General features: G+C 42.2%; 9 protein-coding genes and 1 tRNA gene. All 10 read right to left on the bottom strand.

Going from position 1 to position 13,524, the window contains the following annotated elements; translation table 11 throughout:
• Positions 1–100: 100 nt before the first annotated feature.
• Complete coding sequence (glgA, locus tag HMPREF2697_RS04935) at positions 101–1,531, bottom strand: glycogen synthase GlgA (protein ID WP_002886872.1); 1,431 nt, start codon at positions 1,529–1,531, stop codon at positions 101–103.
• The gene (glgD, locus tag HMPREF2697_RS04940; RefSeq protein ID WP_002886871.1) at positions 1,528–2,664 is read right to left on the bottom strand and encodes a glucose-1-phosphate adenylyltransferase subunit GlgD; all 1,137 of its coding nucleotides are present in this window, start codon (positions 2,662–2,664) and stop codon (positions 1,528–1,530) included. The genes glgA and glgD overlap by 4 nt, the downstream gene beginning before the upstream one ends.
• Positions 2,654–3,796, bottom strand: coding sequence for a glucose-1-phosphate adenylyltransferase (locus tag HMPREF2697_RS04945; RefSeq protein WP_002886870.1), 1,143 nt, complete (start codon positions 3,794–3,796; stop codon positions 2,654–2,656). The genes glgD and HMPREF2697_RS04945 overlap by 11 nt, the downstream gene beginning before the upstream one ends.
• A 190-nt stretch (positions 3,797–3,986) precedes the next feature.
• Positions 3,987–5,867 carry a 1,4-alpha-glucan branching protein GlgB gene (glgB, locus tag HMPREF2697_RS04950; RefSeq protein WP_002886869.1) on the bottom strand — a complete coding sequence of 627 codons (1,881 nt, stop codon included), beginning with the start codon at positions 5,865–5,867 and terminating at the stop codon, positions 3,987–3,989.
• Between the two features lie 169 nt (positions 5,868–6,036).
• A complete protein-coding gene (pulA, locus tag HMPREF2697_RS04955; protein ID WP_045001580.1) occupies positions 6,037–8,232 on the bottom strand; it encodes a type I pullulanase in 2,196 nt (731 codons plus the stop codon).
• Positions 8,233–8,446: 214 nt separating this feature from the next.
• Complete coding sequence (locus HMPREF2697_RS04960) at positions 8,447–10,861, bottom strand: DNA translocase FtsK (RefSeq protein ID WP_070849813.1); 2,415 nt, start codon at positions 10,859–10,861, stop codon at positions 8,447–8,449.
• Between the two features lie 82 nt (positions 10,862–10,943).
• Positions 10,944–11,942, bottom strand: a complete 999-nt coding sequence (locus tag HMPREF2697_RS04965) for an NAD(P)/FAD-dependent oxidoreductase (RefSeq protein WP_002886866.1) — start codon at positions 11,940–11,942, stop codon at positions 10,944–10,946.
• A gap of 1 nt (position 11,943) precedes the next feature.
• On the bottom strand, positions 11,944–12,663 hold the full coding sequence (gene trmD, locus HMPREF2697_RS04970; protein ID WP_002886864.1) for a tRNA (guanosine(37)-N1)-methyltransferase TrmD: 720 nt from the start codon (positions 12,661–12,663) through the stop codon (positions 11,944–11,946).
• Entirely contained in the window at positions 12,653–13,171 is a 519-nt protein-coding gene (gene rimM, locus HMPREF2697_RS04975; protein WP_002884411.1) for a ribosome maturation factor RimM, read from the bottom strand. Before rimM ends, trmD begins: the two co-directional genes overlap by 11 nt.
• A gap of 220 nt (positions 13,172–13,391) precedes the next feature.
• A tRNA-Glu gene (locus HMPREF2697_RS04980) sits at positions 13,392–13,463 on the bottom strand.
• Between the last annotated feature and the right edge of the window lie 61 nt (positions 13,464–13,524).

Genomic DNA, 13,524 nt, shown 5'->3' on the forward strand with positions numbered 1-13,524 from the left:
CTCTGCCAAGCAAAACTTAGGGGCTAAATAATTTTAGAAGCGTTTTCAAACGCTTTACACGAAGATAACTTTTCCCTTGCGAGAAAAGTTATCTTTGGAATTATACTAATTGTTTGTACAAATCAACATATGCCAAACTTGCTGTATCCCATGAGAAGTCACGTGTCATCGCATTGTGCTGGAGTTGTTTCCAAGCATCAGCGTTGTTTTCGTAAACATCGAGAGCTTTTTCAAGGGTTTGAACCATCCAGTAACCTGAGAAGTTACCAAATGAGAAGCCTGTACCTGAGCCTGTCACAGGGTTGTAAGGTTCAACGGTGTCACGAAGACCACCAACCTCACTAACCACTGGCAAGGTACCATAGCGCATAGACATCATTTGAGAGAGGCCACATGGTTCAAAGGCTGAAGGCATAAGGAAAATGTCACAACCAGCATAAATTTGTTGAGCCAACTCTAAGTTGAAAGTAATGTTGGCAGACATTTTTTCTGGGTAAGCATGAGCGAACCAAGAGAAAGAATTCTCATAGTCGCTATAACCAGTACCCAAAAGAACAATCTGAACATCATGTTGCAAGATGTTGTGAAGTTCATTTACCACCAAATCGAAACCTTTTTGGTCAGTCAAACGAGAGACAATACCAATCAATGGAACGTCTTCACGAACTGGAAGTCCAACACGATCTTGAAGAGCTGCCTTGTCTTTGGCTTTACCTGACAAATCATCCACTGAGAAATGATAAGGAATGTGAGTATCTGTTTCTGGATCAAGGAGGTCCGTATCGATACCATTAACAATACCAGATAACTTACCAGATTCCATGCGCATGATTTGATCAAGGCCTTTACCAAATTCAGGTGTTTGGATTTCACCAGCATATGATGGTGAAACTGTTGTGACACGGTCTGCGTAAAGAACAGCTGCTTTCATCCAGTTGAGGCAATCATTCCAACGGAGGGTACCATCAGCATAACGCTCGTAACCAACACCAAAGATTTCCCAAAGCATACCACTGTCAAATTGACCTTGGAACTCAATATTGTGGATAGTGAAGACTGTCTTAATACCTTGGTAAGCTTGAATCCAATGGTATTTTTCCTTAAGAAGGAATGGAATCATGCCTGTGTGGTAGTCATGAGCATGGAGAATATCTGGAATAAAGTCCACTTTTTCCATCAACTCAAGGGCAGCCATTTGGAAGAAGCCGAAACGCTCACCATCGTCCCACTCACCGTATACCGTACCACGGTTGAAATACTGCTCATTATCAATGAAGTAGAAAGTCACACCATCGCGAACGATTTTCTTGATGCCGACATATTGACGACGCCAACCAACATTTGTATAGAAGAAGCCAAGGTCTTCAACCTGATCGCCAAATTTAGCCGAAACCACATCATAATATGGGAGAATTACGGCAACTTCGTGACCATTTTTGACTAGAGATTTAGGAAGAGCACCGATAACGTCACCCAAACCGCCAGTTTTAGCGAAAGGAGCACCCTCTGCTGCTACAAATAAAATTTTCATCGTACAATATCCTCTGTTACAACGCTACCTTTTTTGATGACAACTGGGTTGTTTTCTGTACCGCGAATAGTAACACCTTCAGCAATTTCAACACCTTTATCCACAATAGCGTATTCAACTGTCGCGCCCTTGGCAACTTTAACACGTGGGAAGAGAATTGAATGGCTCACACTAGAACCTTCAGACAAATCAACATTACGTGAAATCACTGAGTTCTCAACTTTTCCTCGTACAATCGAACCAGATGCAAATTGTGAAAGCTTAACTTCTGAAGAGTCTGAATAGTATGTTGGCTCTTCATTTTTAACTTTTGTATAAACTTTTTGGTTTGGTGCAAAAAGTTTATAGAATTTGTGTGATTCCAACATATCCAAGTTAGCATCAAAGTATGCTTTCACTGAGTGGATATTTGAAAGGTAACCAGTGTACTCGTAAGCAAAAGCATTTTCAGCAACTGCCAAATCACGAAGTACATAACGAAGCTTACGTGGTTCTTCTTTAGCTGCTTCTTCTTCCAATTTTGCAATCAAGAATGGTGTATCCACAACAAAGATGTCTGTAGACATATTGTAAGCTTCTTTATCTCCACCCTGGAAGAGCTCATGGCTAAGCACTTTGTCAGATTCATCAATTTCCAAAATGCTGTTTACATCTGAAATGAGTTCTTTAGGAAGTTTTTTGTAGACCACAGTAACTTTTTGTTCTGTTGTATTGTGGAGGTGGAAAACTTGGTTAAGATCAATGTTGACCAAAACATCACTGTTAAGCGCTACCGTTTGGTCTGAACCTGAACGTTTAAGGTAAGTCAAAATTTGACGATAGTATTCTTCATCAACAGTTGAACTTTCAACTGGAGTGTTATAAATACCAAGGTAGTAGTGGCTGAGGAGTGTTGACAAGCCCCACTCACGACCTGAACGAATGTGGTCGAAAACAGAACTGATGTTTTCGTTTTGGAAGATACCAAAGACGCTACGGATACCAGCGTTAGCCAAGTTAGACAATGGGAAGTCGATGAGGCGATATTTTCCACCAAATGGTAGGGTGGCAATAGGACGGTGCTCAGTCAAACCATCCATGTCATGGAATCCTACGGTATTTCCTAGAATTGCAGAATATTTATCAATCTTCATCTTTTGGTACCCCCACTACTTCATTGTATCCTACGACTTGCACTTCTTCTGTACCGTCAATTTCCACACCCTCAGAAATGTGTGCACCTTCACCGATAATAGCACGTTTAATTTTTGCACCTTTACCAATGACTGCACCACTCATGATTACTGAATCCTCAACAACTGCTCCTTCACGGATTTGCGCACTTGTTGAAAGCACAGAATGTTTAACAGTTCCATCAACTATTGAACCGTCGACTACAAGGGAATCCTCAACATGGGCATGTTCACCAAAGAAGTTTGGTGGAGCAATCACGTTACGTGAGTAAATTTTCCATTGACGGTTACGACTATCCAAGGCATTTTCAGGAGAAATGTACTCCATGTTTGCTTCCCAAAGGGATTCGATGGTACCTACGTCTTTCCAATAGCCTTCAAATTCATAAGCAAAGACGCTTTCACCTGTTTCAAGATAAGCTGGGATAACGTTCTTACCAAAGTCTGACATATCAACGGCACTCTTTTCAGCTGAAACCAACATGTTGCGAAGACGTTTCCAGTCAAAGATGTAAATACCCATTGATGCCTTAGTTGATTTAGGATTTTCAGGTTTTTCTTCAAATTCGACGATACGGTTATTAGCGTCAGTGTTCATGATACCGAAACGGCTAGCTTCCTTAAGTGGTACATCAAGAACTGCTACAGTAAGACTCGCGTTGTTGTCTTTGTGTGCTTGGAGCATATCATCATAGTCCATCTTGTAAATATGGTCACCAGACAAGATTAAAACGTATTCAGGATTGATGCTGTCGATATAGTCAATGTTTTGGTAAATAGCGTGGCTGGTACCTTCAAACCAACGATTACCTTCACTAGCTGAGTAAGGTTGAAGAATTGATACACCAGAGTTAACACCATCCAAGCCCCAACTTGAACCATTTCCGATATGGTTGTTCAAAGCAAGTGGTTGATACTGTGTAATGACACCAACATTGTTAATCCCTGAATTGGCACAGTTTGACAAACCAAAGTCAATGATACGGTAGCGTCCACCAAACTGAACAGCTGGTTTGGCAATACTTTGGGTCAATTTTCCAAGACGAGTTCCTTGCCCACCAGCAAGGATCAAAGCCAACATTTCATTTTTCATGAATAGTCCCCCTCATGATTTTTAGTTTCATCCCAAAAAGGATGACGAGATAATCAGTCGAAACTGATTATGACAATTAAAGTAAGTTTTTCACTAATAGTAACAGTTCGAAAATCAAAAGCATCTTAGAATTGTGATTTTCTATCTATCACCCCGAAAAACAAATCGTGTACACGTTTAAGTCTACCCTTTATTTCAAACGACGTTTTACACGCCAGATACTTGCTCCTAGAGCAGGTAGGGTGAAGCTAAGGGTATTTTCATAGTCCTTCCACTTCGCTTTTTGGGTACGGGTTTCAGGATTTCCTTCTTTCCAAACGCCACCGAATTCTTCCATCTCAGTGTTAAGCACTTCTTGGTAGATACCAGCTACTGGCAATCCAATAGTGAAGTTTTGACGTTCCACTGGAGCTAGGTTGAAGACACAGACGAGGAAGTCACCCTTATCGCCTTTATCATCTTTACGAATGAAGGAAAGAACACTTTCAGCACGGTTATCCGCATCGATAATCTCAATACCATCGTAAGAATCATCAATCTGCCAGAGAGATTTATGGTCCTTGTAGAAAGCATTCATATGGCTAGTAAAGGCCTGCATCTTCTGGTTCATCTCATCTTCAAGATTACCCCATTCGAGTTGATAATCAAACTTCCACTCCAAGAATTGACCAAACTCAGAACCCATAAAGAGCAATTTCTTACCTGGGTGACAGAGTTGGTAAGCATAGAGGTTACGAAGACCAGCAAATTGATTATAGCGGTCACCCCACATCTTATGCATCATGCTCTTCTTACCATGAACCACTTCATCATGTGAGAAAGGTAGAACATAGTTTTCATTGAAGCAATACATGAAACTGAAGGTCATCAGATTGAAGTCATACTGACGGTAAACTGGATCTTCTGCGTAGAATTTGAGGATATCGTTCATCCAACCCATATTCCATTTGAAGTCGAAACCTAGACCACCTTCTTCAATCGGTTGGGTGATTGGCGTTGCTGCAGTTGATTCTTCCGCAACCATCATAACATCTGGATAGCGTTTTTTAATTTCACGATTGAGTTTTTGAAGGAAGCCGTAGCCTTCCAAGTTACGATTTCCACCGTCCTTGTTAGGCATCCATGGACCTTCATCATAGTCCAAATAGAGCATGTTAGATACTGCATCCACTCGGATACCATCGATATGATAATTTTCAATCCAGTAAAGAGCACTTGAAATAAGGAAAGACTGAACTTGATTTTTTCCTAAGTCAAAGTTAAGTGCGCCCCAACGATAGTTATGAGCTCGATCATGATCCTGATATTCGAAAGTTGGTGTACCATCGAAGTAGGCCAAAGCATCGTCATTCTGTGTATAGTGACCTGGGACCCAGTCTACCAAGACACCGATATTATTCTGGTGACATGCTTCTACGAAATCTTGAAATTCTTCTGGTGTGCCATAGGTATGCTCAAAAGCAAAGTAACCCATAAGCTGGTAACCCCAACTCATCCCAAGAGGATGAGCCATGAGTGGCATGAATTCCACGTGGGTATAGTTCATCTCAACCAAATATGGAATCAACTCTTCTTTCAATTCTTTGAAAGTATAAGGTTGACCATCCTCTTTTAGTTTCCAAGATGATGCATGAGCTTCATAGATATTAACCGGACGTTTTTGGAAACCAAAGCGTTTACGACGACCCATCCAAAGGCCATCCTTCCACTTCTTAGTTTTCTTCTTACGAATCACAGCTCCTGTTCCAGGACGAGGCTCTAAGTAAGTCGCAAAAGGATCCATCTTTTCGACGACTTGACCTCCCTTACGTTTCACCAAGAACTTATAGAGTTGTCCTTCCTCTGGGAGAGCTGAAGTTGCCTCCCAAACACCGATATGGTTTTTGGTCATATCCAGAGGTTCATCAAACCAACCTGTGAAATCTCCAATTACCTGAATCTGCTCAGCATGAGGGGCCCACACACGGAAGATAAAACCTTCTTCTCCCTCTAATTCATGCACACCCAAATAATTCTGAAGGTGGAAGTTCTCACCTGTTCCAAATGTGTACATGGCTTCATCGAGATTCATACCATCACTCCTTTCTTAAACTAGCCTTGATAGTTCTAACTATCAAGAAATTAAAACATTGAAATATATGTAAATACACTAGAAAACCCTTCAGACCGATAGGGCTTACAAGTAAACAAAACCACTTATGTAAGCGTTTACTGTATTGTAACATTTTTTGACATTCTTGTCAGTAAATCTCCAAATCTTTTTTCATATTATCGAACACAAAAGTCTTACGTAATTTTCCAGAAATATGTAATTCAACAATACCTGAATCATACTCAGCTTTTGCGACATAGAGATTATCGTAAATATCTGCATATGAACGATATGAAAATTCTTGTACGGTTTGCTTACGCTCAATTAATTTGGCAACTTTAGCAACCAAGTCTTTCTTAAGAGTCACTTGATTCCAATCCACCTGATTAACAGCATCAGGGGCATTGTAGCTATTCATGGCACGCTTAACATCCGCTTCCGTGTAATTTCCATCTTCACCTGTTGCAACCATCTTACTACGCTGGAATTCTTGTCCCAATTGCATGAAACACATCCCCTGCATAGTCAGATTGAGGGCATTAGCCAAGTAGATACGTTTTTCAATATCCTCTGGCGAATCATGTGGATGCAAATGGTGCATCAAATCATTCAAATTGTAGTTGTCATGCGCTTCGATATAGTTGAGGACCTGACCAGGCATGAGGTAGTTTACAAAACCACGGCTACCAAGCAGACTCTTGGCAATCTGATCTTCCAATGGAGCTCCAGACACATAGCCATTACTGATGTGCCCATAGACCTCTGCTCCCTTGACCGCATCACGCGCATTGTCATTGAAAAATCCGATTCTAGGCATCAAGGCTGCATTATCCTTCTTGGCCTTTTGGTCTACAGGAAGTTCAATTCCCATATCCCATCCTTCACCATAAAGAAGAATCCTAGGATCAATATCATCCATAGCCGAACGAACGGCTTTCATCGTTTCGACATCATGTAAGCCCATGAGGTCAAAGCGGAAACCATCCACTCCAAATTCTTCTGCCCAATAGGTCAAAGAATCAATCATATACTTACGGTACATTTCCTTTTCACTGGCTGTTTCATTTCCACAGCCTGATCCATCTTGGAAAGACCCATTGTCATGCATACGGTAGTAATAAGCCGGCACAGATAGTTGGAACGGAGAGCTATAAGAAGAGTAAGTATGGTTATATACCACATCCATGATGACCCCAATTCCTGCCTCATGGTAGGCCTGAATCATTCTCTTAAGCTCTAAAATCGGTGCCACAGGATTCTTCTGATCAGCAGCAAACTGACGGTCCGGAACATTGTAATTCTCAGGATCATAGCCCCAGTTGTAGAGAAGCTTACCATCTTTATCATAGGTTTTATGGTGATCAAAGACTGGTTGCAGTTGGACATAGTTGTAACCCATACGTTTGAGGTAATCAAAACCAGTCACATCTCCATGGGCATTTTTAGTTCCTTTCTGACAGGCACCTAGATAGGTTCCTCTATAGGACTTCTTAACCCCAGACGTCTCTGAAATCGAGAAGTCACGTAGGTGCATTTCACAGATAACGGATGAGCAAGCATTTGCCTTACGCCAGCTCGCTTTTTGCTTGGTAACCTTTTCATACCCTCTTGGGACAAGTCGCTGTGGATTGACCACCAAACTTTTTTTATTATCTAAGCTAAGGGCGATACTATAAGGATCTCTCGTATCCTGATAGAAGCTTTCCTCATGATACACACGAAACTGGTAGGCTACCCCATCCAAATCCTTTTTGACAGTGGTACTCCAAACACCGTGAGTATTCATCTCATGACGGTCCTTATTGACACTGGTTCCTCGGCTCATCTTAATGATCTTAGGTTTTTTACTGCCCTTTTTAAAAAGTAAGAGCTGTACACGACGAGCTAGAGGTGACCAAAGGCGAAACTCTGTAGCCCCTTTTTCATACTTATGACCTAACCAACCTTGAAAGCCCCACTTCTGATCAAATTCCTGTCTACGAAGAGCCACATCAAAGGCATGCTGGTCGCGACCTTCAAAACTATGGCTAGTCAAGGCTGCCTGTTTAGAATAATAAACCGTTGGATCACCTTCAACTATCCAAATAGCATTTGGAGCATCCCCTAGGAAACGTCGAACGCGATAATCATGTGTTTGCCTCGACCAGTCTTCCGTTTTTACCAAAAGATTGACAGATTCAATAAAACGATTGGAGGGAGAAGTAACCTGACCAACAAGACCAAAATCATCTTCACGTGAAAAATGGGCTTCTTCGCCCCAATAACCATCTAGCCACTTCCACATACTGTATCTGGAATAGTCGCCATGCATACTATGAAAATGAACGGTTAATAAATTGTCCATTTTTTACTCCTTAGTTTTTATTACTCACTTTTTCTCTTATTATAGCAAAAAACGTTCGTTTTGTAAGCGTTCTTATGGAATATTTTGCAGTTTTTTGGTCTATTTTGAACATAAAAAAAGAATGAGAAAATAAATGGCAAAACACTCATTTTTCTCATTTCTTTTGTCTATTTTAATTCCTTTAAAAACCAGGCTTAAGACTCTTTCCAGATTATTATTCTTGAGTCATCAAAACCTTACGTGGTTTGGTACCTTCAGCTGGTCCGATAACACCTGCTTCTTCCAACTCTTCCATCAAACGAGTAGCACGGTTGAAACCAACCGACAGACGACGTTGAATCATGGAAGCACTTGCTTTTTGTGTTTCAAGGACCAAAGCCTTGGCCTCTTCAAAGAGTGGGTCACCTTCTGAGCTACCACCATTGGCAGAGGAAGCTCCACCAAAATCATTTTCAGAAACTTCACCAGGATCAAAGCTCTCATCATAGTCAGCTGAAGCCTGATCCTTGATAAAGGTCACAATACGTTCCACGTCATCATCAGAGATGAAGGAACCTTGTAGACGAACAGGGTGGTTTTCATCAATCGGTTTGAAAAGCATATCCCCACGTCCGAGTAGCGTTTCTGCCCCATTTTCATCTAAAATGGTACGACTATCTGTTCCCGAAGACACCGCAAAGGCCACACGAGATGGCACATTGGCCTTAATCAAACCGGAGATAACATCAACCGACGGACGTTGAGTGGCGAGAATCATGTGAATTCCCGCAGCACGCGCTTTTTGTCCCAAACGAATGATGGCATCTTCCACTTCCTTACTGGCTACCATCATCAAGTCAGCCAACTCATCAACAATAACCACAATTAATGGCAAGGGAATCTGTTTTTCTTGCGACTGAGCGTTCCAGTCTTCCACCTTGGCATTGTAGCCAGCAATGTTACGCACACCAAACTTACTAAAGAGTTCGTAACGATTTTCCATCTCATCTACCACTTTTTGAAGAGCCTTAGCGGCCTTACGTGGGTTAGTCACCACAGGGATAAGGAGATGAGGAATATCATTGTAAACCGAAAGTTCAACCATCTTAGGATCTACCATGAGGAACTTCACCTGATCAGGACGAGCCTTCATAAGAATACTAGAGATAATACCGTTAACCGCAACCGATTTACCAGAACCCGTAGATCCAGCGACTAGTAAGTGAGGCATCCGACCCAAATCAAAGCTACGAGCCGAACCGTCAACTGCCTTACCGAGAGGAACTTCCAAGAGCTTATTAGGGTCCGTCTTGGACTGTTCCCAAAGTTCTCGGAAAGAAACCGTCGCAATCTCTGAGTTAGGCACTTCGATACCAACCAAAGATTTTCCAGGAATAGGTGCCTCGATACGGACATCTTTCGCAGCTAGAGCTAGAGCCAAGTCATCCGCTAGATTTGAAATGCGGTTAACACGAACCCCAACAGCAGGCTTGACCTCATACTTGGTCACTGACGGTCCAATTTCAGCCCGCTCAACCTTGACATCAATATTGAAACTCTTGAAGGTATCTTCTAAGATTCGAATATTCTTACGAACGATGTTCTTCTCTTTAGATTGACTCTTAGGCTTATCAGGTGCAAAGAGATCTATATGAGGTAATTTATACTGCAGGAGTTCCTTAGGCGTGAAATCAACCTCGACAGGAGCATCATCTCCCTCAACCACCATAGATGGCGGAAACTCCTCGGTTGGCACATCCTCTGGATAAGGTGCATAATCTTCTTGGAAATCCTCATAATCCTCTGGAGGCAGATTATCATAGTAATCCTCAGAGGCATAATCACTGATTTCAGGTTCAGATGCAAAAATCTCAGCTTCTTGTGGCAAGGCCTCTGCGGCATCATCTAAGATTTCTCCCGTCTCCTCGTCGACAGTTAAATCAGCCAGACGCTCGGCCTCGGCACGTTCTTCTGCTTCACGTTCTTTCTGAGCCTGACGTTCTGCCTTCTTCTCCTGACGTTGAGCCGTCCGTTCCAAACGCTTCTCAGCCCCTTTCTGCCAAGCTTCCTTAGCATACTCCATGATATCCAAGACATCCCAAGGGCTAAGAATGAAAGCACCCAAGAGAATAATCAATACCCCAATCATGAAGCTACCGATATTTGAAAAGAGGAAGGAAATCGGTTGGTACAGAAGAGCCCCCAACATACCACCACCCGCAAAACGAGCGACTTGCACACTCACAAGTTCCCCAAAAAGCAAGTCCTTGGTACCAGGGAAAATATCCAGACCGCTCATACGATCTAGACTAAAGAGATAGGCGTGAAACTCCAACAAGAGCCCCGCAAAGACCATCCAAAATCCTGTGACATAGTTACTGTGTTTACGTAACCATTTAAAGCCAAAGAGATAAACATAGATAGCAAAAATTAAAGGGTAAGCCATACTCCCCACAAATACTCGAAAGATATTATAGAGGGTAACCCCAAAGAACCCCAATCGAAAGACTGGGAAAATTAAGACAAAGGCAAAAAAGAAGGTCCATAGCATTCGCTTAATCGCCTTCTGTCTGTCTAATTCTGCTTTTGTAAGACGCTTCTTACCATTCTTAGAAGCCGCCCCTTTTTTCGTTTTTTTCGTTGTAGCCATAGGTGTATTATACCACGTTTTTAGACATGAAAAAAGAGAGACAAGTCTCTCCTTAGTTTGAAGACAAAGTCTTCTTTTGACATTATTCTTCAATTAATGATGTTGAGTGAACCGGACGATTCTTACCGTCTGGATCAATATATTGGATGGCTTGGTTGATAGCGATAGGGGCTTCACCCATTCCCACAGCAATCAAGTCAATCTTACCTTCATATTCTGCTGCATCACCAATAGCATAAACACCCTCTTGTGAAGTTTCAAACTGAGCATTGACCGTAACGCTAGAGCGTTTGAAGTCAACATTCCAGTTACGAAGGTTTTTATTGTTGGTTGAGAAGCCAAAGCTAACAATAAGGGCATCAAGTGGCAATTCCACAACCTCGTCTGACTTCACTTTTTGAACGGTCAAACTTTGGGCAAGACCATTTTCACCCTTGATTTCAAGGGGTACATAAGGCGTCATCACATTAACTGATGATTGATGAAGAAGCTCTACACTATGCTCATGGGCACGAAAGGCATCACGGCGGTGAATCAAGGTCACGCTCTCAGCAATACCATCCAAGTGATTGGCCCAGTCAACAGCTGAATCGCCACCACCAGCAATCACAACCTTCTTGCCAGCAAATTGGTCCAGGCTATGCACATTATAGAACAAGTTATTATCCGCATAATCTTCTTCATTGTCCACACCTAAAGGACGTGGGGCGAAGGCACCATTTCCACAGGCAATGACGATAGCCTTAGACAAGTGTTGACCCTTGCTAGTAGTAATTGTGAAGATGCCATCGGTCTTTTCAAAGGTTTGAACTTCCTCTTTCAAATGAATGCTGACACGATCTTCAAAACGCTTAAGCTGAGTCAAGAGGTTTTCTGTCAATTCCGCACCTGTTGTTTGAGGAAAGGCTGGGATATCGTAGATTTTCTTCTCAGGGTAGAGAATGGCAGGCTGTCCACCAAGTTCTGACAGACTCTCAATAATATTAACAGTCATGCCACGTAGACCGGCATAAAAGGCAGCCCAAAGTCCTACTGGTCCACCACCAATAATGGTAATATCATAAATCTTTTCTTCTGACATTTTATTTTCCTTCTGCTTTTATCTCTTCTAAAATCTGACGTTCTTCATCCGTAAAGTCATAGTTTTCCAAAAGATCTGGTCGACGCTCCCAGGTCTTACGCAAACTCTGCTCCATACGCCAACGTCGAATATTGACATGGTGGCCTGACAAGAGCACATCTGGCACCTTCATGCCACGAAACTCAGCTGGGCGAGTGTACTGTGGAAATTCCAAAAGCCCTGATGAGAAACTATCATCCTTATGACTAGCTTCCTTACCTAAAACCTCAGGAATCAAACGGACAGTGGCATCTACAATAGTCATAGCAGCCAGCTCTCCCCCAGTCAAGACAAAGTCTCCCAAGGAAATCTCGTCTGTCACCAAAGTTTTGATGCGCTCATCATAGCCCTCATAATGGCCACAGATAAAGACCAGTTCCTCTTCTTGCGCCAATTCTTCTGCATAGGCCTGATCAAAGGTACGACCCGCAGGATCTAGGAGGATAACACGAGGCTTAGTGACATTTAACTTGTCAAAGGTGTCAAAAATTGGCTGGGCACGTAGCAACATGCCTTGTCCGCCACCATAAGGTTCATCATCTACATGACGAGCCTTTTCCGCATTTTCACGGAAATTGTGATAGTTGATTTCTAGAAGCCCCTTATCCTTTGCCTTACCAACAATGGAATGCTCTAAGGGAGCAAACATATCTGGAAATAGGGTCAAGATATCAATCTTCATCGTCTAATCCTTCCATGAGCTCAACCTCAATACGGCCAGCTGCAACATCAACATCAAGAACTACAGGTGGGATATATGGCAAGAGCAAGTCTTTCTTGCCTTTACGTTTTACCACCCAAACATCATTAGCACCCGGTTGAAGAATCTCTTTGACCTGACCAATCAAAGTATCACCTTCATAAACATCAAGGCCAATGATTTCATGGTAGTAAAATTCACCGTCATCAAGGTCTGTTAGATTTTCCTCAGCAATCTTAAGACTGCAGCCTTTATACTTCTCTACATCATTGATATGGTAAAGCCCTTTAAACTTAACGATATCAAAGTTCTTATGCTTACGGTGACTCGCAATCTCGACATCCATGATGTAATTATCTTTGTCATCAAAAAGGGCTAGGACACTCTTCTTCTTAAAACGTTCATCCGCAAAATCTGTTACAGACAAAACACGAAGTTCGCCCTGCAAGCCCTGTGTATTTACAATCTTTCCAACGTTATAGTATGTCATTGCATTTCCTTATTATCTGTTTTCTTATTCAAATAAAACCACGACTCGACCAAGGGCTTATCATCATCTGATAACCATCACAAAACAAAGGTTTTTCTTCGGGTCGAGGTCTCGTTATTTATGATTTTAAAGTGGTATAAAATGTCTGACCTAAGCCAGTCAACCCCTCTATTTTATCAAAAAGGACACAAAAAAACCAGCTTTCTCTAGCTGGTACTTATAGTCCGTACGGGATTCGAACCCGTGTTACCGCCGTGAAAAGGCGGTGTCTTAACCCCTTGACCAACGGACCATAATCTGTGTCTCTACCCTCAGGTAGAACTGGGGTAGCTGGATTCGAACCAACGCATGAG

Origin of the sequence: Streptococcus sp. HMSC064D12, from assembly GCF_001837205.1 — a bacterium.
Classification (GTDB): Bacteria; Bacillota; Bacilli; order Lactobacillales; family Streptococcaceae; genus Streptococcus; species Streptococcus salivarius_D.